Source organism: Niastella yeongjuensis (genome assembly GCF_900110245.1).
GTDB lineage: Bacteria > Bacteroidota > Bacteroidia > Chitinophagales > Chitinophagaceae > Niastella > Niastella yeongjuensis.
The window spans coordinates 631010-657286 of sequence record NZ_FOCZ01000005.1; the positions used below are offsets into that span (position 1 = coordinate 631010).

Here is a 26277-nt window from a genome sequence, read left to right on the forward strand (position 1 = left end):
TAAGAAGTGATCAAACGTATAAAAAAGTTTGGCAAAGTTACCTAAAAAATGGGTTGGCAGGGATTCAAGGCTTGCACAATTTTCCTGAATGTTTTAATTTAGAGGCATGAACCGGTTTCGACAATTTATAGAATGGCAGGCATTTGGCGTTTGTACCGCCATTGGCGAACGTTTGGGCATCGCTACTTCCCGCATTCGTACCTGGTTTATCTATGTATCCTTCCTTACAATGGGGTCTCCCCTCATTATTTATTTTATTGTTGCATTTTGGATGAATATTAAACGGTACATTTGGTCACTGCGCCGTAACCCACTGAAATATCAATAAATACCTTTGACCTCCACATACATTTCCCCGTAGCCTATTGCTGGTATGGATTTTACTATCATTTGATCTGTGCAAATACAGATCAATAAACATGGCTCTGTGTTTGACTTTGAATATACTGACACCAATTACGAACAATTGGTTCATGCAATGGGTGCAGCCCTGAAGGTCCCCATGCAAAATGACCATTTGTTATTTCCCGAAGCCATTGGCGCCGGCACCTTACGACACGTTCATGTGCCCAATGGCCTCCATGCCTATCTTATTGATTGTACCTGGCACCAGGACTGGCACATTCATGCCAGCACTTCGGCGGTAGAATATTACACCCTTCGGTTCGATGAACTCACCGTCCCCAATGCACTCACCATTTGCATTGGCGATGAAAAGTTACGGGAGAAGAACACCAGCAAGGCATTTGCTTACCTCACCAGTTCGCACTACAACTGGTCGTACGAAGGAACGGAAGGCTGTACCTACAAAGGCGTGAATATTGTTTTCAGTAAAAAGTGGCTGGCGCAGTATTTCGATGTGGCGCGGGTTGATGAAGTGTTGTCTTCCTATGTATCACTGAAAGCTGAAAGCATTAACATAGAACCGCTCGATGCCCGGTACCGCCGGTGGATGAAAACCATTTCGCATGTGGAAGAAGGCAACCCACTACGTAAGACAATTCTGCAAAACCGGATGATGCTGCTGATAGAACGGTTCTTCAACAGTTTGTTCGAGAAGATGAGCAACCCTGCCTATCGTTTACCTCTTACACACGAAGACATTGCCCGGGTAATGCATATTGAACGGCTGTTAACAAAGAACGTTCTGCAAACACCGCCCTCCATACAACAACTGGCTAAAATTGCCGCTATCAGTGAATCAAAGCTGAAGAAGGATTTCAAGACCATGTACAGTTTCCCCATCTATGAATACTTTCAAAAAGCCCGCATGCATGCGGCGCAGGACAAACTATTAACGGGTAAATTTTCGGTAAAAGAAGTGGCTATGGAATTGGGTTATAGCAACCTGAGCAACTTCACCATTGCCTTTAAAAAAGAGTTCGGCATACTGCCCAGTCAGTTACTTACCCCTAAAAAGCTCTCCGACTAACTGTTTATGAAATGTTAAAGTGCGTGTGTTAAGAAAAGTTTACTTTTTGCGGTTACTAATATGCCCATATTAGGTTAGGAAGAATAAAACTCCGGTACAATTTTCCGTGCATAAACTACAACCTACTAAAATATTTAGAGCCTCCCCGTTTTTTAATCCAATATTCCAAATCCGATAAAATGCCAAGAGACATTTTATCGGATTGCAATACCTTTGAAAGACAGGCTTTTAGCTCCCTTGTGGAGCTTTTTTCATCTTGTTTTAGATAACTGCCTTTCTGATCTTCACCAGCTTTTGTAATAAACCTTCCAGCAAATCGAGCCGCAGCATATTGGCGCCATCACTTTTGGCAACCGCCGGGTTGGGGTGCGTTTCAATAAATAATCCATCGGCACCGGATGCGATCGCAGCGCTGGCAATAGTGCCTATGAGTTGTGGGTTACCACCGGTAACACCTGTTGTTTGATTGGGTTGTTGCAAACTGTGCGTGCAATCCATAACTACCGGTGTGCCGTGTTCTTTCATCCAGGGAATATTACGGTAGTCCACAACCAGGTCCTGGTAACCAAAGGTGTTTCCCCGCTCTGTCAGGATCACATTTTCATTGCCTGCTTTTACAATCTTTTCTACCGCAAACTTCATAGAAGGACCGCTTACAAACTGCCCCTTTTTCACATTCACGATTTTACCGGTTTCGGCGGCAGCCACCAGCAGGTCGGTTTGGCGGCACAGGAAGGCAGGTATTTGTAAAATGTCGGCATATTTCGCAGCCATGGCGGCTTCATCATGCCCATGAATATCGGTAGTTACAGGCACCTTGTAGGCTTTCCCTGTTTTTTGTAATAATTGTAACCCGTTTTCGTCGCCCACGCCGGTAAAGGAAGAGGCGCTGGTACGGTTGGCTTTACGGTAAGAAGCTTTAAAAATGTAGGGTATTCCAAGGTTCCGGCAAATGGTAGATACCTTGTCCCCTACTTCCATCAACAGTTCTTCACTTTCCACCACACAGGGGCCGGCAATCAAAAAGAAATTGGTGGTATCGTATTGTTGTCCTGCAAAAAGGTCAGTAAGCATTTTTTTCATTGCGCGAAGGTAATTCATAGTTTCGAGTTCCTTACCGTACAGCAAACACCTTTGAAAATCAATAATATATAAAGGTGCATACTCAAATTTGCGCATTTGGCCTTTTGTTCTTTCTTTTGCGGCTATTACAAAAACTAACAGTTGTTTCTTAATGATTAGAGAAAGAATACTCGTAATTGGCGCATCTGGCCAAATTGGTGTTGAACTAACCCTGGCCCTGCGTAAGATCTATGGCAATAACAACGTGGTTGCATCAGATCTGCGGGAGGAAAACGAACTCCTGAAAGGCACTGGCCCTTACGTTAGCATAGATGTTATGAACAAGGAAATGCTGCACGTACAGGTGATCAGACAAAACATTACCCAGATCTATCTGCTGGCAGCCATTCTTTCGGCAACTGGTGAAAAAAATCCCAACCTCGCCTGGCACCTGAACATGCAGGGTTTGCTGAATGTGCTTGACATTGCCCGCGAAGAAAAGATCTATAAGGTATACTGGCCAAGCAGTATTGCGGTATTCGGCCCTACTTCGCCCAAGCAAAACTGTCCGCAGCAAACCATTATTGAACCTACTACGGTTTATGGTATCAGTAAGTATGCCGGTGAGTTCTGGTGTAACTATTATCACCAGCGTTACCAGGTTGATGTGCGCAGCCTTCGTTACCCCGGTTTGATCTCTTACAAATCTGCACCGGGTGGTGGTACCACCGATTATGCCGTGGAAATTTATCACGAAGCCCTGGAAGAAAAGAAATACACTTGTTTCTTAAGGGAAGACACCTATCTGCCCATGATGTATATGCCGGATGCCATCAGAGCCACCATTGAACTGATGGAAGCACCGACTGCCGATATCTCTATCCGAACTTCGTATAATGTGTCGGCTATGAGTTTCTCCCCCAAAGAAATCAGTGCCGCCATTAAAAATTATATTCCTGAATTTACCATCAGCTACGAACCCGACTACCGGCAATCTATCGCCGACAGCTGGCCGCAAAGCATTGATGATTCAGTTGCCGGTAAAGACTGGGGCTGGAAACCCGAATTCGATCTGAATAAAATGACGAAGGATATGTTGGAAAACCTTCGCCATCCATAACTGATCAGCACCTGTTTGTAAACATGTCCTGGCGAACCGTTGGGACATGTTTTATTTGGATTTAACCGGATTGTATATTACTTTTCAGGAACGATCGTATATAATCTGCAACCTTATATACCTTTCTCTGCATTTTTTCTGTTCCACTGTTAAAGAATATCAAAAGGCCCATAAAGTATAGTCTGGTCAGCCGGTAGGCTGATAAAGATCGGCATGTCAACTCCTTTTGTTAAAAAGGTGCAAATAATTCACTGTTTTTCTTTTGGCATTTAGTGCTATGTGTTGTCAACGGGGTTGTTTCAAAAAAAATGAAGCAGCCCCAACTTTTTATTAGGCACGAATGCATTAAACTTGCAACGGTTAAATTTGTTTTGATAAGTATTATGAAAAAGATTCCCTGGATCATCGGTTTTATTACCGTTCTGGCTCTAAACGCTACCGCCAACGCTCCTTTGCCCACCGGATGGTGGCGCGCCTCTTTGCAACGTACTGATGGCCACACTATTGATTTCAATATAGCCATGCAATATAAAAACGGGAAACCCCGCTGGTTTATCCGCAATGCCACAGAAAAGATTGAGGTAACCGCCATTGAGCAAAAACAGGACTCCATCCTGGTGCAAATGCCGGTGTTTGAATCGGAGTTCAGGTTACAGGTTGTAAACAACAATACCTTACGCGGCGTATGGATCAAAGGTACTTCCAACGTTACGCAGGTTATGCCGGTTACATTTGTATATAACCAATCCCAACGATACCCGCAGGCCAAACAAACCAAACAAAAGATTTCCGGCCGCTGGGGGGCCACTTTTATTGATAAGAAACCCTACCCCGCAGTGGTTGAGTTCAGGCAAAATGGCAAGGCATTAACCGGAACCGTATTAACACCCACCGGTGATTATCGTTACCTGGAAGGCGCCGTAAGCAACGACACCCTGCACCTGAGTACTTTCGATGGCAGTCATGCGTATTATTTCAGGGCCACTATAAAAAATGATTCGGTTATTACCGATGGTGAATATTTTTCGGGCGCCACCTCCATTGAAAAGTGGACTGCCTGGCGGGATGAAAAGGCAGAAGTGCCCGATACCCTGTCGGCGGTATATATGAAACGTGGGGAAGACCGGCTGCATTTCCGTTTCCCTGATCTCGATAGCAACTTTGTTTCTATGAGCGACCCACGCTTTCACAATAAAGTAGTGATTGTTCAACTGATGGGTTCCTGGTGCCCCAACTGTATGGATGAAACCGCTTTCTTAAGCGATTACTACAACAACAATAAACAACGGGGTATTGAAATGGTGGCACTGGCGTATGAAAACAGCACCGATTTTCAACGCTCGCAAAAAAGCCTGCGCCGGTTTCAGCAACGGTTCAACATCAGCTATCCTATGCTGATCACAGGCGTACGGGCAGCAGATTCATTGCGCACTGAAAAAACATTGCCGGAGTTAACAAGAATTAAAATGTTGCCTACCGCTTTATTCTTTGGCCGTGATGGCTCCGTGAAAAGAATTCATACCGGCTTTTATGGACCGGGAACCGGGGAACATTATGAGGCGTTTAAGAAGGAATTTTACGCTATAATGGATGAGTTGTTAAAGCAATAGGCGCCTGGGGCGTTAATGGCAGTTTCAGGTTTCAGGTTTCAAGTTCCAGGTCTCAGGTTTTAAACTATTGGGTTCTTCCCTGCAACCTGAAACCTGAAACTTGTAACATTTATCACAACGGACGAATCCAGATATTCCTAAAGCTCGTAGGATTACCATGGTCCTGCAGCACCAGCGGTTCTTTATCCCCATGTTTTTCATAAGTAGCAATACCAATGTATTGTGTGCTGCCCCAGAGATGGGCATCGTTTTGCACCAGTACGCCGTTGTGCAGCACGGTTATATGTGCCTGTGATTTTACATTACCATCTTCACTAAAGCGGGGTGCCGTAAAGATCACATCATAGGTTTGCCATTCACCGGGACCTCTGCTGACATTTACCAGGGGCGGCAATTGTTTATAAATGCTACCCGCCTGTCCATTGCTATACGTTCTGTTTTTATAAGAATCCAGCACCTGTAATTCATAACGGCCCATAAAAAAGATGCCACTGTTACCACGACCCTGGCTTTCGCCTTTTACTTCGGCGGGCGTTCTCCATTCAATGTGCAGTTGACAATCACCAAAGCCTTGTTTGGTATGAATTTCACCTGTGCCGGACGCAACGGTCAGGATGCCATTTTCTACTTTCCATTTGGCCGCGCTGTTGTCTTTCGCTGCCCAGGCATCGGCATTTTGTCCGCCAAAAAGAATGATCGCATCAGAAGGAGGATCGGCACTTGTTTTTCCGGGTTCAATTACTTTTACTTCGGGTTCCCAGTATTCGGTTAATTTAGGATCACCCTGCCGCGGAGCTTTTTGTGCCTGCAAGGAGTATACACAAAAAAGCAGGATACAGCTGTACAAGAATCGTTGCACCATTGGTTGAGTTTTTTGAAGAAAGAAAGCTATTAAATTATTGGGTTCGTAAGTTATTAAGTTTAGCTGTTATAACGAACACAATACGGCAATAACTGAATAACTAAGAACGCTGGATCACAAAACTCATAAACACCTGTTTTTCCATGGGCTCAACATTTACCGAATTTACTTTTGCATGTGGTGGTCCCTGTTTGCACCAGTGCACCAGTTCATCTAACTGATGGGCCGTACCGGTGGCCAGGATGTGCACATTGCCATTGGGCAGGTTCTTTACAATACCCGAAATACCCAGCTCCAGGGCTTTTTCCTTGGTACTTTGCCGGTAATATACCCCCTGCACCAGCCCTATCACAGTAATTGAAATGGTTTGTTCCATAACCTGAAAGTTAACCAATAATGGGAAATTCAAGGCGCTGCCTGCAATAAACAGGTCACGTATTACTATGATTATCAGCATAAATAAAGCTGATTATCAACCAACAATACAACAGGCAGCAGATAAAAACGACAAGAACGCCCGCCACTACCTGAGACAAATAAATTTTGCTACTTTTAAGCTCAATGAAACAGGATCCTTATGCCCCTTAGTAATGCGATAAGATCCATTACCCTGATTGTGGTTTTCTCATTCATCATGGCCTGGTTAGGGCAATACATGCTGTATCACTATAATATAGCGGAGGCAGTATGTTTTTCCAGTGACTGTCCGGCAACAACAAAAACTACGATCATAGGCTCCTTGTTCCTGGTGCTTTTATTCAGTGGGGTGTACCTCGTATTTATCAACCCCGACCTGGTAAGCATTCCCTGTATGGAAGTAAATGCGTTGCTGAGCTGTCTTACCGTAAATCTGATTTATTTCGATACCCCCAATGCTTATCTCACGCTCATCCCCTACAATGTGGTAAGCGTATATTTCTATTACCAGGTAAAAAAACAATTGAACAAACCTTTTGAGTTGTACCCGTTTGTTATGCAGGAGTTTTTTCTAATGCTGCTGCTGGTGTGTACTTATGTTTACCTCGATGCATTGTTTGTCACCAAGAACCTTGACCGGGACGTCATTATGTATACGGGGGAAGAAAAAATGCTGGGCCGGATCTTCGATTTCCTCGTTTGGGCCATCTTTATTTTACATGCCTTATACCTTTTCATTAAGCTGGTGTTAAAGAAACCGCTCCTGCGTGCTATTTCCTATTCTTATCATAACGATACAGCTGAAAGCCCTAAGCTTTAAGCGAATACAACCGGGTCGCGGCTTTCCCTATTGCCTATTCACCATTGCCTATTGCCTCTGCGATCTTATAAATGGGTTTATGGCGAACCGGAAAATTGCACGACCGGGCAATAAAACATAGTGAATGCGCCTTTTCATGCAGGGCATCGGCTTTTTCAACCATTTCCTCATGGGCAACTGTAATCGTAGGAAACAGGGTCACTTCGGTAAAATGGCCGCCTCCGTCTACCGTTTCTTCCATAGTACCAGCCGCCTCATCTACATACTCCAGCACTACTACACCAGCGGCAGAACACAAATGCAAAAACCATAACATGTGGCAGGAGGATAAAGACGCTACCAATAATTCTTCCGGATTATACCGCATAACATCGCCCCGGAAAGCAGGATCCGAGGAGCCCGGTATCACCGGTTTTTGCCCGGCTATAATAGTATGGTTCCTGTCGTACGAGGAATAAGATGCGGTGCCGTTGCCCCGGTTGCCCGTCCAGGTAATATTAACTTTGTAATGGTGTTCTCTCATACCAGAGTTTATATATGGTATAAATGGGATGAATAAGATGTTGCATGCGTGGAACCGGTCACGGGTTTGCACCGGGTAAACCAGGCCATAAAAAGCAGTAAGAGCAGAATGGCAAATCGTTGGATGCGTGATCGGTTTGGCATTAGGCAATGTTTAAGGGATCCCAATTCGCTTCCCGTAAGTTACACATTATTAAACGGATGCGTCAAATTTTATTTTGCAGAACTGTGTATAACCCGTTTTCTCACAAAAAAAATTTTGCCGTAACCTCGTATGTAGTATTTTTGCGCCTCGATTATGACAATACTCACTCACATCCATCATCATCATACTTACCTCAGCAGGTAGGCCGATGGTGCTTTGTGTAGTGCCAGAATATTTGAAGGGCTTACCGCATGGTAAGCCCTTTTTATTTTTAATAGGATTCAAAAAACAACGACATTCCAATGAAACTTCGGATCGCCATTCAAAAATCGGGTCGCCTGTATGAAGATTCCGTACAACTGCTGAAAGAATGCGGTATTGACCTGCGCAATGTAAAAGACCGGTTAAAAACTGAAGCAGATAATTTTCCCCTGGAGATCTTCTTTTTGCGCGACGACGATATTCCGCAATATGTTGAAGATGGCGTAGCCGATATTGGCATTGTAGGCGAAAATGTGTTGTACGAAAAGAACAAAAAAGCCGCCATTGTTGAAAAACTGGGTTTTGGTAAATGCCGTCTTTCTGTAGCCATTCCACGCATTCAGCAATATGAAGGCGTACAATCATTACAAGGCAAACGCATTGCCACCAGCTATCCCTTCCTCGTTAATGAATTCCTTGCAAAAAATAATGTACAGGCGGAGATCCATGAAATCAGCGGATCTGTAGAAATTGCGCCCGGCATTGGCCTGGCCGATGTAGTGGCCGACCTCGTAAGCAGCGGTTCTACCCTGCTCATGAATGGACTAAAAGAAGTGGAAGTATTGTTGCAATCGCAAGCCGTGCTGATCCGCAATAACAACCTGAATGCCGAACAGCAAAAACTGATCGAGAAACTGGTGTTCCGCATCCGCGCTGTTAAAAAAGCCAAACACAACAAATACATTTTGTTGAACGCGCCCAACGATAAATTACAAGAGATCATTTCCCTTTTGCCCGGCATGAAGAGCCCAACGGTATTACCCCTGGCCGAAACCGGCTGGAGCAGCGTACACAGCGTACTGAGTGAAGATACCTTCTGGGACATCATCGAGCAACTAAAAGCCGCTGGCGCCGAAGGTATACTGGTTGTGCCCATCGAGAAAATGATCATCTAACTTTTTAATTGTAATCATGCAAGTTTATCAATATCCCGAACGGAGTGCCTGGAAGGCTTTGTTACAACGGCCGGTAATGAATACCACTGCGCTGGAAGATTCGGTAAAAAACATTCTGCAGGCGGTAAAACAACAGGGCGATGCGGCGGTAAAACAATTCACCCTGCAATTTGATAAAGCCACCATCGACAACCTGGTGGTAACAGAAGAAGAAATCATCAGGGCCCAGGAATCGCTCGATTCCAAACTGAAAGCAGCGATCCTTTCGGCGAAAGTAAATATTGAAACATTTCATAAAACACAGCTCACGCCACCCGAGGTTATTGAAACGATGCCCGGGGTACAATGCTGGCGCAAAAGCGTGGGCATTGAAAAAGTGGGTCTGTATATCCCTGGCGGCACAGCGCCCTTATTTTCTACCATCTTAATGTTGGGCGTTCCGGCTAAACTGGCTGGTTGCAAAGAGATCATCCTGTGTTCCCCACCCGATGCCAATGGTCAGCTGCACCCGGCCATTTTATTTGCTGCCAAAGCAGTAGGCATTACCAGAGTATTTAAAGTAGGTGGCGTACAGGCCATTGGTGCTATGGCCTATGGAACTGAAACCATACCGGCCGTTTCAAAGATCTTTGGCCCCGGCAATCAATATGTAACCTGCGCCAAACAACTGGTGCAACAGGACGGACTAGCCATCGATATGCCGGCAGGCCCCAGTGAAGTAGCGGTGTACGCCGATGAATCGGCCAACGCCGCCTTTGTAGCTGCCGACCTCTTGAGCCAGGCAGAACATGGCAGCGACAGCCAGGTAGTGCTGGTTAGTTGTTCGCAGGCTGTTGTGAACAGCATCGAGCTGGAGATCAACAAACAGGTGGACGTTTTACCCAGAAAAGACATCGCCGTAAAAGCACTGGCCAACAGCAAACTCATACTGGTAAATAATGAAGCTGAAGCCATTGACCTATTGAATGCATATGCCCCGGAACATTTGATCATCAGTTGTAACAACCCAATGCCTATGGCTGAACAGGTCATCAATGCAGGTTCCGTATTCCTGGGTCATTATTCACCTGAAAGCGTAGGCGATTATGCCAGCGGTACCAACCATACCCTGCCTACCAATGGCTATGCAAAAGCATACAGCGGGGTAAGCGTTGACAGCTTTGTAAAAAAGATCACCTTTCAACAATTAACCCGGGAAGGATTACAAAACATCAGCAAAACGGTGATCGCTATGGCCGAAGCAGAAGGGCTACAGGCGCATGCCAATGCGGTTAAAGTTCGGTTATAGTTCCAGGTTCAGTGTTTAAAGTTCAAAACAAATAAAATGACATTCGATCTAAATAATTTACTAAGAGAAAATATAAAGAAGCTGGTTCCCTATTCTTCCGCACGGGATGAATTTAAGGGCGAGGCCAGCACTTTTCTGGATGCCAATGAAAACAGTTTCGGATCACCGCTTACCAAATGGTACAACCGCTATCCCGATCCATTACAAATAAAAGTAAAAGAAAAGTTAGCCTCCATTAAAGGTGTTCCCATCGAGAACATTTTCCTGGGCAACGGCAGCGACGAATGTATCGATGTACTGATGCGTGCTTTTTGCGAACCCGGTGTAGATAACATCCTTATTTGTCCGCCCACATATGGCATGTACCAGGTAAGCGCAAACATCAACGATGTGAACATAAAAAAGGTTCCGCTTACACCCGCCTTTCAGTTAAACATGCCGGCTATTGAAGAAGCCATCGACGACAATACCAAGATCATCTTTTTGTGTTCGCCCAATAACCCAACCGGTAATTCATTAGACCGCGATGACATAGAAGTTATTTTAAATAACTACTCCGGCATTGTGGTGATAGATGAAGCTTATATTAACTTTTCGCGGTTTCGCTCCTTTACCCAGGAGCTGGCCGATTATCCCAACCTGGTTATCCTGCAAACCCTGTCAAAAGCCTGGGGACTGGCCGCCCTGCGTGTGGGTATGGCATTTGCATCGCAGGAGATCATTCAGGTGATGAATAAGATTAAACCGCCTTATAATATCAACCAGGCTTCGCAGGAGCTGACCCTGCAGGCCCTGGAAGAAGTGGGCCAGGTGAATGATATGATCAGGGAAATTGTTGCCCAGCGCGATATACTGGCCAAAGACCTGTTAACAATCCCTTCGGTTCAAAAGATCTACCCCTCCGACGCCAACTTTTTGCTGGTTCAGGTAACAAATCCTAAAGCCATGTACAACTATTTGCTGGAAAAAGGCATCGTAGTACGCGACCGCAGCAGTGTGGAGCTTTGCGCCGGTTGTTTACGCATTACGGTGGGCACGCCTGCGGAAAACGTTTCCGTAGTTAATGCCATTAAAAACTGGAAACCAGTCTCATAATCGGCTGCTAAATCAGTAATTTTAGAACCCGCTTTATAAAAAGCGCTTTAAATATTCCATTATGAAAAAAGTCTTGATCCTAGCATGTTCAGTAGTTTTTGCAGCTGCTGCATTTGGCAGTGATACTACCCGGGTGAAATCATCATCGACAGGCACTGTTAAAAGAGACGAAGCGCCTTTAACTTTACCCACAGGTTTTAAATCGGTAGTTATTGCAGCTGATTTAGGAAGGGCCCGTCATTTAACCATAGCAGCCAATGGCGATGTGTTCGTAAAACTGGCAAAATTAAAAGATGGGAAAGGTATCATTCACCTGCATGATAAAAACGGCGATGGCAAAGCAGACGAAGTAACTGGTTTTGGCAATTATGTCGGAACTGGCATTACTATCAAGAATGGCTACCTGTATGCCTCCTCCGATGAAGACATATTTCGTTATAAGATCGATGAAAAAACCGGCAAGGTTGACGAAGGTTCCGAACAAAAGATCGTTACCGGTTTGTGGAACAAAAATCAACACGAGTCCAAATCTATCGTTCTCGACAATAACGGAAACATTTATACAAACATCGGCGCTCCCAGCAACTGCTGCCAGGTTCAGGATCGCGTAAAAGGTTCACCCGGACAAGACCCCTGCCCTATTCTGGAAAAAGCAGGTGGTATCTGGCAGTTCAAAGCAGATAAATTGAATCAGTCATATCCCGAAGGTGTACGTTATGCAACCGGTCTCCGCAACGTAGTGGGCCTCGACTGGAACACAGAAGTAAACAATTTGTATGTGATGCAACATGGCCGCGACCAGTTGTTCCAGTTCTTCCCTGAACTGTTCAATCAAAAAGAAGGCGCTGAAAACCCGGCTGAAGAAATGTTCCGCTTAACAAAAGGCGCTGACTGCGGCTGGCCTTATTGCTATTACGACAACGACAAACACGAAAAACTGGTTACCCCCGAATATGGTGGTGATCGTAAAAAAGCTGATCGTTGTGCCGACAAAACAAAATCAGTTGCCCAGTTCCCCGGCCACTTAGCCCCCAATGGTTTGTTGTTCTACACCGGCAGTCAATTCCCTGAAAAATATAAGAACGGTGCGTTTATCGCATTCCATGGCTCCTGGAACCGTGCTCCGGAACCACAAGCTGGTTTCTTTGTAGTGTTTATGCCTTTCAAAGATGGCATGCCTTCCGGTAAATGGGAAGTGTTTGCTGATGGATTCTCTCAGCTTCCTAAAGATGTTACCTCAGGCCGGGCAAAATACCGCCCCTGCGGACTGGCACAAGGCCCTGATGGCTCCTTGTATGTTTCTGATGACAACAATGGTACTATCTGGAAAGTGAGCTACAGCAAATAATTAAAATCAAAAAAGAATTCAGCTAAAGTATTCGTATGAAAAAAGTAATGCTCGCAATACTGGTATTGGTTATTGCTTCAGCCTTTGTATCGCAACAAACAAAACCACAACCAGGCGGTTTGAAAGCTGCTATGACCCGTGGTAAAACAGTATATGAAACTGTGTGCCTGGCCTGTCATCAGGTCGATGGTTTGGGTGTACAAAACATGAACCCGCCACTGGCAAAAACCAAATGGGTACTGGGCGATAAAAAAGCATTGATCAAGATTGTGCTGAAAGGCTTACAGGGTGGTGAAATAGAGATCGACGGCGACAAATTCCACAACCCCATGCCCCCCCAGGAATCTACTTTATCAGATCAGGAAATTGCAGATGTATTGACTTACATTCGCAACAGTTTTGGCAATAAAGCCAGCCTGGTAGCAGTGGGTGAAGTAAAAGCCATGCGGGCCAAGCTGAAATAATAGTGAACTTTTAAAATATTGTTTTGAAACGCATTCTATTCATCGATCGCGACGGTACCTTAATAAACGAAGCGCCTCCTACTTATCAGTTAGATTCTTTTGAGAAGCTGACCTTTTACCCGCACATGTTCGAATACATGGGCCGTATAGCCCGTGAGCTGGACTATGAGCTGGTAATGGTTACCAACCAGGACGGGCTGGGTACAAATGCGTTCCCGGAAGATACCTTCTGGCCTTTGCACAACCTGGTAATGAAAAGCCTCGAAGGCGAAGGCATCCATTTCAGCGCCGTACATATCGACCGCTCATTTCCCCATGACAATGCGCCTACCCGTAAACCCGGTACAGGCATGCTTACGCAATACCTGAACAACCCGGCTTACGACATCGCCAATTCGTATGTTATCGGCGATCGCATTACCGATGTACAACTGGCCAAGAACCTGGGCTGTAAAGCCATTTGGCTGAACCAGGATCCCAACCTGGGCGCCGGTGAAATACAGGATAAAGTGGCGGAACTGCGTCCGGTGATTGCGCTGGAAAGCACACACTGGAGCACTATTTACGAATACCTGAAACTGGGTTTGCGCCGCGTTATTCACGAACGCAATACCAACGAAACACAGATAAAGATAGAGCTGAATGTAGATGGCAGCGGCAAGGGCGCTATTTATACCGGCCTCGGATTTTTTGATCATATGCTCGATCAGATTGCCCGCCATGGTAAAATGGACCTTACCGTTCGTGCTAACGGCGACCTGCACATAGATGAACATCATACCATTGAAGATACCGGTATTGCATTAGGTGAAGCATTTGGCAAAGCCCTGGCCGATAAACGCGGTATGGAACGATACGGATTTGCTTTACCCATGGATGAAGCAGATGCCAAGGTGCTGATCGATTTTGGCGGCCGTAACTGGATCGTTTGGAATGCGGAATTCAAAAGAGAACGCATTGGTGAAATGCCAACAGAAATGTTCTTTCATTTCTTTAAATCATTCTCCGATGCTGCCCGTTGCAACCTGAACATCGAATGCCACGGTGATAACGAGCATCATAAAATAGAAGCGATCTTTAAAGCATTTGCAAAAGCTATCCGGATGGCGGTGAAGAGAGATCCGCTGTCGAACTATTTACCTTCTACAAAAGGAGTTCTTTAGTTATACCAGACCTGTCAGATGCACATTAGCGATCTGTTAAATCGGACAAATGAAGTGCACCTGACAGGTCTTTTAATTTTCAGGCAGCACTGATTTATTGTTTTCCTTCCTTCTCCCAATCACCCCCGCGATCCCTACACTGTAATAGAAATGATCATTCACGGTTTCGGTCACAGCTACCCGGTATTGGGCATTGAATATAAAGTAGGCTTCATTGAATAAATTCACCTGAAAACCGGTGCCGGCGGGAATAAAGGCGCCCCAATAGCCGCCATACCTGGAGATACCGGTGCCTATTTGCAAAAAAGGACTTACCCAGTATTTGTTGGAGAACAGCTTTCCTTTCAATGACACATCGCCTTCCAGCAACAGGTTATCCTGCTGCCCCAGCGGTACGCCATTGTCTTTCTTATAATTTAAAACGCTGCCGGTTAATGTAGAAGTGAAATCAAAATGCGCATTCAACCCGGTCATGTAATTCAGGGCGAGCCCGGGCGACATATCCTTTAACTTACCGCTTATTTTAAAATCATTGAAGAAGAAATAAATGCCTAACGTAGGTCGCTGTATATAGTCATCCTGGCTAAAGGCAGGCAACAATATTGGCAGGATGGCCAGCAGAAGTCCTACATTTTTTTTCATACCCGGTTTTGGTTTAAAGAACCTTCCGGGCAAAAATAGCCGGTACCTGTAAACTGAAAAAATTAATTATTACCAGCGATCCCGTCTTCGTCGGGTTTGTTTTTACCGATGTACTCAATCTTTACTTTCGTTAATCCATGGCCGGTATACCCCAGGGCAGTGGCGGCAGCCTTGCTCATATCAATGAGCCGGGGATTCGACGGGTGCATGCGGTCATTGATCCTGACCATCACACTTTTATTGTTCCTGAGATTGGTAACTTTTATCCAAATGTTGAGCGGGAAGGTGTTACAGGCAGCAGTCAGCTTTTTCTGGGTGAACACTACATCGGTGCAGGTACGCTGACCTTCAAATTTATCGGAATAAAAACTAGCCACACCAAATTGAGTTACAGGCACATTCCGCTGTTTATTCAACGCAACACTGTCCATTTTGATCTGTGCTTTTGACACAAAAAAAGAGCCCAGTAATGCCATTACAACCAATAATTTTTTCATAGTCTTAGAGTTTTTTAAAGGGTCTTACTGTCAAAATACCGTTGGCATAAGGTCCTGTCTTCCCCGTACACATCGTTATAAAAGCGAATACCTCCGTTCTTTTCCTCACAGGTAAAATACCTGATAAAAATGGGTACTCTGGAAAAACCGGCCACATAATGCTTTTCTTTCCTGTTTATCCAGCTCCGCAGGGTGTCGGGCGGAAACCGCAAGGTGTCATTTCTCACCAAAAAATCGGCCAATTTCATAAAATCCTTAATTCTTACACAACCATGACTCAAAGCGCGGTTCTCCTTTGAGAATAACCAGCGGGCATTGGTGTCGTGCAAATAAACGGCGTATTTATTGGCAAAGTTGAACTTCAACACACCCAATGAGTTATCATCGCCCTGCCGCTGTTTTATCAGGAAGGGGAAGTAATTTTTGTTATACTTTCCCCAATTCAGGCTATCGGGGTTCAGCACATTATCATTGTTGTCGACCACCATCAGGTTCTGTTTATTCAGATATCCCGATGGGTTGGCCTTGATCCTTGGTAACATTTCCTTGAAAATGATGCTGTAAGGGACCGTCCATTGCGGGTACGTAATAAAATTCACCACATTCGAGGTCAGCAATGGCGTTCTTGTTCTTGGCTGCCCAACTATAACGTTCGATTCCATCACCACCACATTCGAATCTACGATCTTCATGCTGTAGGCTGGAATGTTCACCCAGATATAAGTAGCTGGCATTGAATCTGGTAATAACTTATACCGGTCGAGCGTGATGGCTATTCTTTTAAATTTTTCCCAGCTGGTGTTGTTCAGGGCATTTACGGTATTGGAATTCAGCTTCCCCGTTTCCGGCAACCCCTTGTCACGCTGGAATTTACCGATCACCAGTTTCATGGAAGTGGTATCCAGGTAATCATAAGGCGAATTGAGCAGCCCCTCTTCAAACAGCCTTTGCTTCAGGTTGTTGATGTAATCCCCCGAAGTCTGGGCCGGGTAAGGGATGTACGTATATTTCCTCAGGGTATCCATTGATTGCAGGAAGTTCTTCAACCCGTATTTCAATGAATCATAGCCCTCATGTTTGGGCTCCAGGGAATGCATTAAACCGGCTACGTTCTTATATTGGCAAAGCGTATCGAACAAATTGAGATAGCCGGTCAGGGTCAGCGTGTCTTTGCGCAGGGTTACACTGTCGAAAGGCAGGCGGCCTTTGTGCAGATCGGCCATTATTCTGAAAAATGCATCGGTGAGCAACAGTTCACCCCGCGACCATAAGGCCGCATCTTTCTGCGCCTGGGTATCCAGTGCGGTTTGGGTGCGAATGTTCTTTAAAACGCTGTAATGATAGTCTGCAGGAAATAAACCATATTCAGTGGCATGGCCGATAAAATCAACCAGTGAGTCGCTCAGCGGCAGCCATTTATCCTGGCTGCTCCATACAGGTCCGTAACTTCTTTTTTGATAAATATCGTTTACGAGGGAATCTTTTGTCAGGTGCATGGAATCGTTCAGCACACCATTGCTGGCCAAAATAAATTCAAGGGAGGTTTGAATGTTCCGCTCAATGCTGACATTCAATTCCTTTGGCTGTTCTACAATGTCTTTGGCTTTAGGCGCCGGGGGTTTAGCTGTTCTTCCACCGTGGCAGGCAGCAACTATAAGCGCTACAATTAACAAACACCCATGCAGGCCTGAAATAATACCTTTTTTCATTTTTATTGATCCTGGTTATCCGGTATAAAGTTTAGTATCTTTTCACTTCTTAACCAATTGCCTTTAAACCGGTCGCAATGTTATACAAAATAGTGTTTAAGCTCGGTATTTACCTAATGGTGGTTTCGTTTTTTTTCCACGCCACAACCTGCCTGGCGCAAACAACAACTGTTAGTAAATACGGTGTGTCGCTTATTAATAAACCAGCTGACTATCAACTAACTGTACGCAATGATTCTGCCAAAAAGATGGTGGAATTGCTAAAGTTGATCCCGGGTTTGGTATACGATCTGCGATATGCGACAACCAATAATTTTACCCACTTACAACTATACGTTCCGGCCACCCGTTTCACCTTTTTACGGTTACCTGCCGCCCGGGCCCTGGCCACTGTGCAAAAGGAATTGAATTCCCGTGGGTATGGCCTTAAGATCTTTGATGCCTACCGGCCCTATAGCGTTACGGTAAAATTCTGGGAGCTGATTCTGGATGAACGGTATGTGGCCAACCCGGTAAAAGGGTCAGGACATAATCGCGGACTGGCGGTTGATTGTACGATCATTGATTTAAAAAGCCGTCGGGAGCTGGATATGGGAACCGGCTTTGATAATTTCAGCGATACGGCCCATCACAATTTTACGGCCTTACCAGCCGCTGTGCTGGATCACCGGAAACTATTAAAGGAAGTAATGGAGAAACATGGGTTTAATAAACTGGATACAGAGTGGTGGCATTTCTATTGGAGCAATGATCGGGGATATGAGGTGCTTGACATCCCTTTTGAAGAACTCGTTAAGTGAGTGGTGAGTTCCCGACTTTGTCGGGATGCCGGGAATCGGCATGATCAGTTGCGCGTGGTAAATTTCTCCGTTTTCTCATTTCCCGTAATATCTCCTTCGCTACGGATCTGGATCTGCAAATTAGCAATCCACTCAGAACAACCCTTCTCGTATAAGAATTCATTCACCTGATGGATCACCCGCATCACTTCTTCGTAAGTGCCTTCCAATACGGTTGCAAAAGGTGTTACTTCATGTTTGATGCCTGATTGCTGTATGATGGCAATAGCGTCATCAACCCACAGGTAAGGATGTTTATCCAGTACAATGGGTACTATCTGTATAGAAGCATTGATTATGTGGGTATGCATCAGACTACTCTTTTAATGCGTTGTTCCAATAACATCAGATCGGTCAATACCATGGCAGTTACTGCTTCCAGTACTACCGGAACACGCAAGGCAATACACAGGTCGTGACGGCCTTTTACAGAGAAGGTATCTACTTCGCCCGTATTCCAGTTCAGCGTTTCCTGCTCTTTAGGCGTAGAAGCAGTTGGCTTTATGGCAATACGGAATACCAGTTCATTGCCATTGCTAATACCACCCACTATACCACCAGCATGATTGGTGCGGGTTGTACCATTTGTATCAATGATGGCATCATTGTGTTCCAGGCCAAACATCCTGGCTGCGGCAAAACCAGTCCCGAATTCAATACCCCGCACTGCAGGGATCGCAAATACGGCATGACTGATCAATGATTCGGCTGAATCAAAAAATGGTTCGCCCAGTCCTTTAGGTACATTGGCCCGGCATTCTACAATACCACCAATGGAATCTTTGGCATCGATGGCTTTTTGTAATCCTTTTTCCAGGTCCTTTTCACCACCGATCTCCAGAATGTTGGCGGCAACGGCGATGTTCTGATACTGCAGCAGTTTTTTGGCAATTACGCCTACTGCTACCAGACATACGGTTAACCGGCCGCTGAAATGACCGCCGCCGCGATAATCCTCATACCCGCCAAACTTGTCGTGGGCTACAAAATCGGCATGACTGGGGCGCGGGAAGTCGCGCAACTTCTCATAATCGCCCGAACGCGTATTCTTGTTCTCAAAGATGATCGTGATGGGAGCACCGGTTGTTTTGTTATTGAACAATCCGCTTTTAAAAATAGGCAGATCGTCTTCTTTACGCGGCGTGGTCCCTTTTTGGGTGCCTCCTTTACGACGCTCGATGTCTACCAGGAAATCCTCCACAGTCAATGGCAACCCTGCCGGGCAACCATCAATATTCACGCCCACACTTTCACCATGCGATTCACCAAATATGGCCACTTTGAATATGCGTCCGAAACTGTTCATTATAGTACAATATCTACTTTAATTAATATGCTTTGCGATACAACCTCAAACTGTGATTTTACTTTCTGTTTCAGGTTACAGGTTTCATGGCTGATAGATTGTATTCCCCTGTAACTTGCAACCTGCAACGCCTTGTTACTTAGACGAAACCGGTTTCTTCACAACAGCACCTAATGCCTGAATATGCTCATAAAAATCCGGATACGATTTATTGATCGCCTGAGCTTCGCTGATCACGGTTTCGCCGTTTGCTTTCAGGGCTGCTACCGCGCAGGCCATCGCAATACGGTGGTCGTGGTGTGAATGCACGGCCGCACCTTTTAATCCATTGCCGCCTTTTATCAGCATCAGGTCATCCTGCAGTTCTATTTCTACGCCCATTTTGCCAAACTCTTCCTGCAGTGTAAGCGCCCGGTTGCTTTCTTTATGGGTAAGCCGTTTAACGCCTTCTATAACAGTAGTGCCCTTGCAATAAGCAGCCAGCGCTACCAGTGGCGGAAACAGGTCAGGACATTCAGTTGCATCAAATTGAAATGCTTTTAATGCGGCAGGTCCTATCTCTATCTGTTCAGACTGAATAGAGATCCTGGCGCCGCTTGCCTGTAAGGCTTGCAACACTGCACGATCAGCCTGGGTTGATTGAACGTCCAATCCTTTTACAACTATGTCACCCGCAATGGCGCCGGTAACCAGTAAAAAGGCAGCACCACTCCAGTCGCCTTCTACCGTATAGGTAATGGTCGAAGCAGCTGGTTTGGCAGTTCCGGTAAAATGGAATTGTTCATAATTCCGGTTCTCCACTTCCCAGCCAAACTGTTTCATTACCGTTAAGGTAAGATCGATGTAGGGTTTGCTTTTGAGATTGTTCACCGTAATGGTTACATCTTTTGCATTGGACGCAGCATAACCGAACAGTAAGCCAGTCAAAAACTGCGAGCTCAGTGAACCATCGATCGTAATATTTTTTGGTTGCAGCGGACCTTTCACCTGCAGGGGCAGTTTACCTTCTTTTGAAATGATCTCCACTCCCAGTTGCGGCAATACTTCGTCAAAGAAATCCATGGGGCGGGTAACCAGGCTGCCTTCCCCATTAATGGTAATGCGCTTATCGCTTAAAGCGATGATGGGGGTGAACATCCGAATACCCAAACCGCTCTCGCCGCAATTCACGGCATCACAATCAGCACTAACACCACCGCCGGTAATCTGTAAAGAACCATCGTCGAGTTTCTTTACTATGGCGCCCATGTCCTGGATAACACCCAGGGCTGCTTTATCGTCGTTTGAATGACCGGGATTGCGAATGATGGTGGTTCCGTTGAAGAGTAAAGACGCGGCACATCCCCGTTGCATAGAGCTTTTGGAGGCGGGCGCCTGAATGGAACCTTTTATTTCTGATGGTTGGATGGTTACTACCATAAAATTAAAAGTTGACCAGTTAACCAGTTGATCAGTTAACCGGTCAACTGACTAAAGTTCATTAATAATTGTCTCTAACTTCGTCATAGGTATTGACTGTACAACGCCCCTACCTATCTTTTCCAGCAACACATAATTCATATCTTTTTGCTCGCGCTTTTTATCCATCTTCAACACCTCAAATGCTTTGGGTTTATCGAAGTTGGCGAGCGTGGGCAATCCATATTGGTCAAGCACGTTTATCACGCGCTCACTGTCTTTAAATTTCACCAGCTGTTCAGAGATCTGGCAGGCGGCTGTCATGCCGATGCTGATGGCCTGGCCGTGACTGAGCTCATACATATTTTCAATAGCATGTCCCAGGGTATGGCCAAAGTTCAGCAGGCGCCGTTCGCCTTTTTCAAACTCATCAGCCTGCACTACGGTTGATTTTATCTCTGCATTGCGGCGAATGAGTTTGGCCAGTGCCGGTTTATTTTTCTGGTAATGGGTGAGTTTGTTCTTTTCGAGCTCTTTGAATAAAGACAGGTCTTTTATACAACCATGTTTTATGATCTCGGCAAAACCATTCACCCATTCCTGTTTGGGCAGTGATTTTAAAAAGCTGTAGTCGTACAATAAAAACTGCGGCTGACGAATGGTGCCTACCAGGTTTTTATAAATACCTACATCGATGCCGTTTTTGCCACCGATAGAGGCATCAACCATAGCCAGGATGGTAGTAGGTACAAAGCCACATTTTATGCCGCGCATGTACACGGCGGCCACATAACCGGTAATGTCGGTAACAACGCCACCGCCAATACCTATGAGCCAGGTGCTGCGATCGGCTTTGAATTCTATCAGTTGTTCAATGATAGAATCTACCGTGGCCTGCACTTTGTATTCTTCACCCGGCTTCAGGGTAATGCAATTCCAACCCTTCAGCTTTTTTTTATGGGCCTGAAAAACGTGTTCATCAGTGATCAGTACCGCGTGTTCCCGGCCAACCATTTTTTCCAGTTTGGAAAAGTCGGCATCGAAATAATAGTTTACGGTGGCTGATGAAAACCGGTAAGTTTTTGTTTGCATACAAGCTAATCAAATCTGAATTTTCTGAAACACTTCCAGCTCACTTTCCAGCGTCTTCGTTTTATGATGTTCTTCCTGTTTTTCAAGATAGTCCAACACCTGTTTTATACCACTGGGGCTTACACTCAAAGCAGCGAACCCTTCCTCCCACTCAAAATGGCTCTTGATGAAATTGCCATCATTGATCCAGGCGGATGAATCGGTACGAATGCTTTTCATGATCTGCGCCAGGTTCTGTGTTGGCATCATTTGCACCACTATATGCATATGGTCGTCTGTGCCATTCACCGACAGCACATTGATCCCATTTTCTGTTGCATGCTTTTTTATATGGGCAAATAAAACAGTACGAACAGGCTTGGTCAACAAAGGCTCTTTGTTCTTTACACAAGTGATTACATGAATGAACAAATACACTTTGCTGGTTTGGCTATTCATATTTACAGTCTTTACTAGCTGTTCATGATCTTATTCTGGTGGTTAATGCTCTCCATGTGTACAGCATCAAAATATTTGGTGATGAACTCTTTGCTGAGGTTCAGTTTTTCACCTTTCTGGAATGCTCTTTCCAGGATCTCGTTCCAACGGTTGGTTTGCAGAATGGTGATGTTGTTGTTCTTTTTGTACTCACCTATTTTTTCTGCTACTTTCATCCGCTGACCCAGGATCTGCATCAGTTCATCATCGAGGTGATTGATCTGCTGACGCAATTTCTCTAATGCGGCGTGATATTCGTCGGAGTTTACATCTTCTCTACGCCATGTGATGGCACCGATCATTTCGCCCAGTTTTTCAGGGGTGATCTGTTGCTTGGCATCGCTCCATGCTTTGTCTGGATCGATATGGCTTTCGATGATCAAACCGTCCATATCCAGGTCAATGGCTTTTTGAGCTACATCGAGCAGAATATCGCGGCGACCACTAATATGTGAAGGATCGTTGATCATTAATAACTCCGGATTGCGGCGTTTCATTTCGATAGCCAGGTGCCACATGGGCGCATTCCGGTATTCGGTATTACCATAAGAACTGAATCCGCGGTGGATCAAACCTATTTGTTTAATACCTGCTTTGGCTACACGCTCAACAGCGCCAGTCCACAATTCCAGATCAGGATTGATAGGGTTTTTGATCAACACGGGTACATCAACACCACGTAAAGCGTCTGCTACTTCCTGTACGCTGAAAGGGTTCACCGTAGTACGGGCGCCAATCCAAAGTACATCTACATCAAAGGTCAGTGCATCTTCTACCTGTTTTGCAGTAGCTACTTCTACTGTTACGGGTAAACCGGTGATCTTTTTTGCCTGTTGCATCCAGGGTAAACCTTTGGTTCCAATACCTTCAAAGCTACCAGGACGGGTACGTGGTTTCCAGATACCGGCACGCAGCATATCTACTTTCCCTGTCTTTGCCAGGCGGGTAGCGGTTTCCAGCACCTGCTCTTCTGTTTCGGCACTGCAGGGTCCACTGATAATGATCGGGCGCTTTTTCCATACCTGTTGCACGGTTTCTTTCATGGTTGTCGATGTTTGTTGCATATTGTATTTAAGTTGATAAGTTAAAAAGTTTACTTGTTTGACAGGGCTGCTGCCGGTTCGTTAACCTGTTAACTTATCAACTTGTTAACAGGCTTACTTAGCGTCGGCTGTCAGCTTCGTTCATTCGAATTCTTCTGCCTTTGTAATTCTTTCCGTCAATAGCCCGGATCATTCTACTCGCTACACTTTTGTCGATTTCGATCCAGCTATTCATTTCCTTCATATCTATACGGCCGAGTACTTCTTTTTGCAGTTCGCTCATATCTAAAATGAACTGCAGGAAGCTGGCTTTATAAAAACCATCTTTTGTACCCAGGTTCACAAACAGCTTGGTATAGTCGCCACCGCTGTTGAACTTACGGCCTCTGGTATCGGTGAAGGCGCCTCTTCTCTCACCGCCACCACTACCATCTCTTCTCACTGTCAGGCGTTCGCCATTGGTGCGTTCACCCCTGCGTTGTTCCCGTACGTTCAGGTCTTCGGCATTCTCGTAATATTTCAAAAAGCGGTCGAATTCCAGCGCGGCTACGCGTTTCAGGATCTCTTCCTTGCTCATGTCGGCGAATTTCTCTTCGAGCATGGGCACATACGCTTCATAATCGCCGTGGTTAACCTCCAACTGCAACAGTTTATCCATAAAGTGATAGAACTGTTTGCGGCAAACATCTTTGCCGGTTGGAATCTCCAGCTTGTGGAAAGGCGCCTGTACAATGGTTTGTATCTGACGCATTTTTCCCAGCTCGCGTACGTGTACTATAGACATACACACCCCGGTTTTGCCGGCACGGCCGGTTCTGCCGCTTCTATGGGTGTATACTTCCACATCATCGGGTAACTCGTAATTGATAACGTGGGTGATACCCTGTACGTCGATACCGCGTGCGGCTACATCCGTTGCTATTAAGAGCTGTAAGGTTTTCTCGCGAAAATCGCCCATTACCTTATCCCGTTGCTGCTGCGTTAAATCACCATGCAACGCATCGATATCGTATCCCTCGCGGGTTAATTTTTCGGCAATATCCTGGGCATCGGCTTTTGTACGTGTAAAAATGATGCCGTAAATGCCAGGGTTAAAATCGATCAACCGTTTCAGGGCTTCATACCGGTGTTGTGCACTGGTAATGTAGTACTGGTGGTCGATGTTTTTATTGGCAGAATTCACTTTTCCCACGGTTACCTCAATTGGATCCTTCATGTACCGTTTGCTTACCCGGCGAATTTCCGGTGGCATGGTAGCGCTGAACAACCACGTGGCTTCCCGTTTGGGGGTGTTCTTCAAAATGAATTCAATATCGTCCTGGAAGCCCATGTTCAGCATTTCATCGGCTTCATCCAGAATCACGTACTGGATCTGCTCCAGGTCAATAGCCTTGCGTTCAATTAAGTCGATCAACCGGCCTGGTGTGGCTACAACGATCTGTACACCTCTTCTCAGCTCGCGGATTTGCTGGCCTATTGGGGCGCCGCCGTATACCGCCGCCACAAACATACCGGGTATAAATTTTTTAAACCCTTCAACTTCGTTCACGATCTGCATGCACAATTCCCTTGTAGGACAAACCACTAATGCCTGGGGATGTTTCAACTGCTCATTTACCAAATGCAACAGGGGTAGCCCAAATGCAGCCGTTTTACCTGTACCCGTTTGTGCCAAACCCACCAGGTCTTTTGTTCCGCTCAGTAAAACAGGAATCGCCTGTTCCTGAATCGGGGTGGGGTTAACATATCCTAAAGCATTGGTAGCCTGTATCAGCCGTTCATCCAAACCCAATGCATCAAATGTAATCATAGTCAGAAAATTTGGCGCAAAGGTACTGTTATTATGGCCGTCGACCTAATTAATCCTGTTCAAAGAGCAAATGTCCGCCCATGGGGCTTTTCATTGAATATTTTCAACTTATTTCAAGATCCTTTTTATCTTATTTGCCTGTTCTATCAGCTCCAGCAGGTAGGCATAATTTTCCTTTTCCAGGCAGGCCTTGAACTTGCGCAGCTGGCTGATGTGTTCGTTCAGTACATCCAGTACATGCTCGCGGTTCTGTTTGAAAATAGGCACCCACATCGCCGGGTTACTTTTTGCCAGCCGTACGGTACTTTCAAAACCACCACCGGCCAGGTCAAAAATGGTATCTTCTTCTTTTTCCTTTTCCAAAACCGTATTGGCCAGGGCAAAGGAAGTGATATGGGAAATATGGCTGATGTACGCCGTATGCATATCGTGGCTGTCGGCATCCATGTACACCAGGTGCATACCTAATTGACGATAAATTGTTTCAATGATTGCAACTGCAGCGGCATCACTTTTTTCTTTTTCACAGATCACACAGCTGCGGCCGGCAAAGGCGTTCCGCACGGCAGCTTCAGGACCGCTGTATTCCGTTCCCCACATGGGGTGGGTAGCTACAAACCGGTGGCGCATGGGGTGATCGGCCACTGCTGCGCACAACGCATGTTTGGTACTGCCTGCATCGGCCACTATCTGTTTATCGGTGATCAGGTCCATTATCTGTTGCATTACAGGAATGGTAGCATCAACCGGTATGGCAACGTAAATGAGGTCAGCCTGTTTTACGGCTTCTTCCAAAGGCAATACTTCGTCTATTAAACCCAGCTCTATGGCTTTTTGGGCGCTTGCTTCGGTACGGCTTACACCAATCACTTTTTTTGCCAGTGCCCGCTCTTTTAAAGCCAGGCTAAAGGAACCGCTGATTAAGCCTACCCCAACTATGGTAACGGTATTGAACATGG

General features: G+C 45.6%; 27 protein-coding genes. 12 read left to right on the forward strand and 15 right to left on the reverse strand.

From position 1 onward, the window contains the following. Positions 1–106 precede the first annotated feature (106 nt). Complete coding sequence (locus BMX95_RS16630) at positions 107–328, forward strand: PspC domain-containing protein (protein WP_081203554.1); 222 nt, start codon at positions 107–109, stop codon at positions 326–328. A gap of 99 nt (positions 329–427) precedes the next feature. Then, positions 428–1432, forward strand: a complete 1005-nt coding sequence (locus tag BMX95_RS16635; RefSeq protein ID WP_090519469.1) for a helix-turn-helix domain-containing protein — start codon at positions 428–430, stop codon at positions 1430–1432. A gap of 261 nt (positions 1433–1693) precedes the next feature. Here the strand turns inward: BMX95_RS16635 and kdsA are convergent, their stop codons facing one another. Beyond that, positions 1694–2515 (reverse strand): 3-deoxy-8-phosphooctulonate synthase, encoded by an 822-nt coding sequence (gene kdsA / locus BMX95_RS16640; protein ID WP_177193698.1) that lies wholly within the window; start codon positions 2513–2515, stop codon positions 1694–1696. A 151-nt stretch (positions 2516–2666) separates the two neighbouring features. On the opposite strand from kdsA, the gene BMX95_RS16645 reads away from it, so the two are divergent. After that, positions 2667–3614, forward strand: coding sequence for an NAD-dependent epimerase/dehydratase family protein (locus BMX95_RS16645; RefSeq protein ID WP_081203556.1), 948 nt, complete (start codon positions 2667–2669; stop codon positions 3612–3614). A gap of 383 nt (positions 3615–3997) precedes the next feature. Continuing rightward, on the forward strand, positions 3998–5224 hold the full coding sequence (locus tag BMX95_RS16650; RefSeq protein ID WP_081203636.1) for a peroxiredoxin family protein: 1227 nt from the start codon (positions 3998–4000) through the stop codon (positions 5222–5224). Between the two features lie 112 nt (positions 5225–5336). Here the strand turns inward: BMX95_RS16650 and BMX95_RS16655 are convergent, their stop codons facing one another. Together BMX95_RS16655 and BMX95_RS16660 are read right to left on the reverse strand one after the other, a co-directional pair. Continuing rightward, positions 5337–6086, reverse strand: coding sequence for a 3-keto-disaccharide hydrolase (locus BMX95_RS16655; protein WP_081203557.1), 750 nt, complete (start codon positions 6084–6086; stop codon positions 5337–5339). Positions 6087–6186: 100 nt separating this feature from the next. Then, entirely contained in the window at positions 6187–6543 is a 357-nt protein-coding gene (locus BMX95_RS16660; RefSeq protein WP_242673226.1) for an acylphosphatase, read from the reverse strand. Positions 6544–6663: 120 nt separating this feature from the next. On the opposite strand from BMX95_RS16660, the gene BMX95_RS16665 reads away from it, so the two are divergent. Then, positions 6664–7323, forward strand: coding sequence for a hypothetical protein (locus BMX95_RS16665; protein ID WP_081203558.1), 660 nt, complete (start codon positions 6664–6666; stop codon positions 7321–7323). A gap of 34 nt (positions 7324–7357) precedes the next feature. Here the strand turns inward: BMX95_RS16665 and BMX95_RS16670 are convergent, their stop codons facing one another. Continuing rightward, positions 7358–7846: an OsmC family protein gene (locus BMX95_RS16670; protein WP_081203559.1), complete on the reverse strand. Its 489-nt coding sequence runs from the start codon at positions 7844–7846 to the stop codon at positions 7358–7360. A 446-nt stretch (positions 7847–8292) separates the two neighbouring features. On the opposite strand from BMX95_RS16670, the gene hisG reads away from it, so the two are divergent. The 6 genes from hisG to hisB all read left to right on the forward strand — a co-directional run bounded on the left by hisG (position 8293) and on the right by hisB (position 14505). Then, positions 8293–9147 carry an ATP phosphoribosyltransferase gene (gene hisG, locus BMX95_RS16675; RefSeq protein ID WP_081203560.1) on the forward strand — a complete coding sequence of 285 codons (855 nt, stop codon included), beginning with the start codon at positions 8293–8295 and terminating at the stop codon, positions 9145–9147. A gap of 16 nt (positions 9148–9163) precedes the next feature. Then, complete coding sequence (hisD, locus tag BMX95_RS16680) at positions 9164–10435, forward strand: histidinol dehydrogenase (protein WP_081203561.1); 1272 nt, start codon at positions 9164–9166, stop codon at positions 10433–10435. A 36-nt stretch (positions 10436–10471) separates the two neighbouring features. Continuing rightward, complete coding sequence (hisC, locus tag BMX95_RS16685; RefSeq protein ID WP_081203562.1) at positions 10472–11530, forward strand: histidinol-phosphate transaminase; 1059 nt, start codon at positions 10472–10474, stop codon at positions 11528–11530. Positions 11531–11591: 61 nt separating this feature from the next. Then, positions 11592–12878 (forward strand): PQQ-dependent sugar dehydrogenase, encoded by a 1287-nt coding sequence (locus tag BMX95_RS16690; RefSeq protein WP_081203563.1) that lies wholly within the window; start codon positions 11592–11594, stop codon positions 12876–12878. 35 nt (positions 12879–12913) lie between these two features. Further along, positions 12914–13342 (forward strand): c-type cytochrome, encoded by a 429-nt coding sequence (locus BMX95_RS16695; protein ID WP_081203564.1) that lies wholly within the window; start codon positions 12914–12916, stop codon positions 13340–13342. A gap of 23 nt (positions 13343–13365) precedes the next feature. Continuing rightward, the gene (hisB, locus tag BMX95_RS16700; protein ID WP_081203565.1) at positions 13366–14505 is read left to right on the forward strand and encodes a bifunctional histidinol-phosphatase/imidazoleglycerol-phosphate dehydratase HisB; all 1140 of its coding nucleotides are present in this window, start codon (positions 13366–13368) and stop codon (positions 14503–14505) included. 72 nt (positions 14506–14577) lie between these two features. On the opposite strand, the gene BMX95_RS16705 is transcribed toward hisB, so the two are convergent. The 3 genes from BMX95_RS16705 to BMX95_RS16715 all read right to left on the reverse strand — a co-directional run bounded on the left by BMX95_RS16705 (position 14578) and on the right by BMX95_RS16715 (position 17353). Beyond that, positions 14578–15147: a hypothetical protein gene (locus BMX95_RS16705; protein ID WP_081203566.1), complete on the reverse strand. Its 570-nt coding sequence runs from the start codon at positions 15145–15147 to the stop codon at positions 14578–14580. Positions 15148–15209: 62 nt separating this feature from the next. After that, on the reverse strand, positions 15210–15644 hold the full coding sequence (locus tag BMX95_RS16710) for a septal ring lytic transglycosylase RlpA family protein (RefSeq protein ID WP_081203567.1): 435 nt from the start codon (positions 15642–15644) through the stop codon (positions 15210–15212). Positions 15645–15658: 14 nt separating this feature from the next. Beyond that, on the reverse strand, positions 15659–17353 hold the full coding sequence (locus BMX95_RS16715; protein ID WP_081203568.1) for a L,D-transpeptidase family protein: 1695 nt from the start codon (positions 17351–17353) through the stop codon (positions 15659–15661). A 77-nt stretch (positions 17354–17430) separates the two neighbouring features. Between BMX95_RS16715 and BMX95_RS16720 the strand changes: the two genes are divergently transcribed. Further along, entirely contained in the window at positions 17431–18153 is a 723-nt protein-coding gene (locus BMX95_RS16720; protein ID WP_081203569.1) for a M15 family metallopeptidase, read from the forward strand. A gap of 44 nt (positions 18154–18197) precedes the next feature. On the opposite strand, the gene BMX95_RS16725 is transcribed toward BMX95_RS16720, so the two are convergent. The 8 genes from BMX95_RS16725 to BMX95_RS16760 all read right to left on the reverse strand — a co-directional run bounded on the left by BMX95_RS16725 (position 18198) and on the right by BMX95_RS16760 (position 26275). Then, complete coding sequence (locus tag BMX95_RS16725) at positions 18198–18503, reverse strand: thiamine-binding protein (protein WP_081203570.1); 306 nt, start codon at positions 18501–18503, stop codon at positions 18198–18200. After that, entirely contained in the window at positions 18503–19498 is a 996-nt protein-coding gene (locus BMX95_RS16730) for a chorismate synthase (protein WP_081203571.1), read from the reverse strand. The genes BMX95_RS16725 and BMX95_RS16730 overlap by 1 nt, the downstream gene beginning before the upstream one ends. 135 nt (positions 19499–19633) lie before the next feature. After that, complete coding sequence (gene aroA, locus BMX95_RS16735) at positions 19634–20917, reverse strand: 3-phosphoshikimate 1-carboxyvinyltransferase (protein WP_081203572.1); 1284 nt, start codon at positions 20915–20917, stop codon at positions 19634–19636. A 51-nt stretch (positions 20918–20968) separates the two neighbouring features. Further along, positions 20969–21988, reverse strand: coding sequence for a 3-dehydroquinate synthase (gene aroB / locus BMX95_RS16740; protein ID WP_081203573.1), 1020 nt, complete (start codon positions 21986–21988; stop codon positions 20969–20971). Between the two features lie 9 nt (positions 21989–21997). Beyond that, the gene (gene tnpA / locus BMX95_RS16745) at positions 21998–22426 is read right to left on the reverse strand and encodes an IS200/IS605 family transposase (protein ID WP_081203574.1); all 429 of its coding nucleotides are present in this window, start codon (positions 22424–22426) and stop codon (positions 21998–22000) included. 14 nt (positions 22427–22440) lie between these two features. Beyond that, entirely contained in the window at positions 22441–23529 is a 1089-nt protein-coding gene (locus BMX95_RS16750; RefSeq protein ID WP_081203575.1) for a chorismate mutase, read from the reverse strand. Positions 23530–23626: 97 nt separating this feature from the next. Further along, the gene (locus BMX95_RS16755; RefSeq protein WP_081203576.1) at positions 23627–25318 is read right to left on the reverse strand and encodes a DEAD/DEAH box helicase; all 1692 of its coding nucleotides are present in this window, start codon (positions 25316–25318) and stop codon (positions 23627–23629) included. Positions 25319–25426: 108 nt separating this feature from the next. Continuing rightward, complete coding sequence (locus BMX95_RS16760) at positions 25427–26275, reverse strand: prephenate dehydrogenase (RefSeq protein WP_081203577.1); 849 nt, start codon at positions 26273–26275, stop codon at positions 25427–25429. Positions 26276–26277: the final 2 nt, after the last annotated feature.

Excerpts from the sequence above, each read along its gene's own strand:
- tnpA (WP_081203574.1), bottom strand. The coding sequence starts at position 22,426 with ATGAATAGCCAAACCAGCAAAGTGTATTTGTTCATTCATGTAATCACT.
- BMX95_RS16750 (WP_081203575.1), bottom strand. The coding sequence starts at position 23,529 with ATGCAACAAACATCGACAACCATGAAAGAAACCGTGCAACAGGTATGG.
- BMX95_RS16705 (WP_081203566.1), bottom strand. The coding sequence starts at position 15,147 with ATGAAAAAAAATGTAGGACTTCTGCTGGCCATCCTGCCAATATTGTTG.
- BMX95_RS16630 (WP_081203554.1), top strand. The coding sequence starts at position 107 with ATGAACCGGTTTCGACAATTTATAGAATGGCAGGCATTTGGCGTTTGT.
- aroB (WP_081203573.1), bottom strand. The coding sequence starts at position 21,988 with ATGCAAACAAAAACTTACCGGTTTTCATCAGCCACCGTAAACTATTAT.
- hisC (WP_081203562.1), top strand. The coding sequence starts at position 10,472 with ATGACATTCGATCTAAATAATTTACTAAGAGAAAATATAAAGAAGCTG.
- BMX95_RS16645 (WP_081203556.1), top strand. The coding sequence starts at position 2,667 with ATGATTAGAGAAAGAATACTCGTAATTGGCGCATCTGGCCAAATTGGT.
- BMX95_RS16650 (WP_081203636.1), top strand. The coding sequence starts at position 3,998 with ATGAAAAAGATTCCCTGGATCATCGGTTTTATTACCGTTCTGGCTCTA.
- BMX95_RS16760 (WP_081203577.1), bottom strand. The coding sequence starts at position 26,275 with ATGTTCAATACCGTTACCATAGTTGGGGTAGGCTTAATCAGCGGTTCC.
- BMX95_RS16725 (WP_081203570.1), bottom strand. The coding sequence starts at position 18,503 with ATGCATACCCACATAATCAATGCTTCTATACAGATAGTACCCATTGTA.
- BMX95_RS16755 (WP_081203576.1), bottom strand. The coding sequence starts at position 25,318 with ATGATTACATTTGATGCATTGGGTTTGGATGAACGGCTGATACAGGCT.
- BMX95_RS16690 (WP_081203563.1), top strand. The coding sequence starts at position 11,592 with ATGAAAAAAGTCTTGATCCTAGCATGTTCAGTAGTTTTTGCAGCTGCT.
- kdsA (WP_177193698.1), bottom strand. The coding sequence starts at position 2,515 with ATGAAAAAAATGCTTACTGACCTTTTTGCAGGACAACAATACGATACC.
- BMX95_RS16730 (WP_081203571.1), bottom strand. The coding sequence starts at position 19,498 with ATGAACAGTTTCGGACGCATATTCAAAGTGGCCATATTTGGTGAATCG.
- BMX95_RS16655 (WP_081203557.1), bottom strand. The coding sequence starts at position 6,086 with ATGGTGCAACGATTCTTGTACAGCTGTATCCTGCTTTTTTGTGTATAC.
- BMX95_RS16720 (WP_081203569.1), top strand. The coding sequence starts at position 17,431 with ATGTTATACAAAATAGTGTTTAAGCTCGGTATTTACCTAATGGTGGTT.
- hisG (WP_081203560.1), top strand. The coding sequence starts at position 8,293 with ATGAAACTTCGGATCGCCATTCAAAAATCGGGTCGCCTGTATGAAGAT.
- BMX95_RS16710 (WP_081203567.1), bottom strand. The coding sequence starts at position 15,644 with ATGAAAAAATTATTGGTTGTAATGGCATTACTGGGCTCTTTTTTTGTG.
- BMX95_RS16715 (WP_081203568.1), bottom strand. The coding sequence starts at position 17,353 with ATGAAAAAAGGTATTATTTCAGGCCTGCATGGGTGTTTGTTAATTGTA.
- aroA (WP_081203572.1), bottom strand. The coding sequence starts at position 20,917 with ATGGTAGTAACCATCCAACCATCAGAAATAAAAGGTTCCATTCAGGCG.
- BMX95_RS16695 (WP_081203564.1), top strand. The coding sequence starts at position 12,914 with ATGAAAAAAGTAATGCTCGCAATACTGGTATTGGTTATTGCTTCAGCC.
- BMX95_RS16660 (WP_242673226.1), bottom strand. The coding sequence starts at position 6,543 with ATGCTGATAATCATAGTAATACGTGACCTGTTTATTGCAGGCAGCGCC.
- BMX95_RS16670 (WP_081203559.1), bottom strand. The coding sequence starts at position 7,846 with ATGAGAGAACACCATTACAAAGTTAATATTACCTGGACGGGCAACCGG.
- hisD (WP_081203561.1), top strand. The coding sequence starts at position 9,164 with ATGCAAGTTTATCAATATCCCGAACGGAGTGCCTGGAAGGCTTTGTTA.
- BMX95_RS16665 (WP_081203558.1), top strand. The coding sequence starts at position 6,664 with ATGCCCCTTAGTAATGCGATAAGATCCATTACCCTGATTGTGGTTTTC.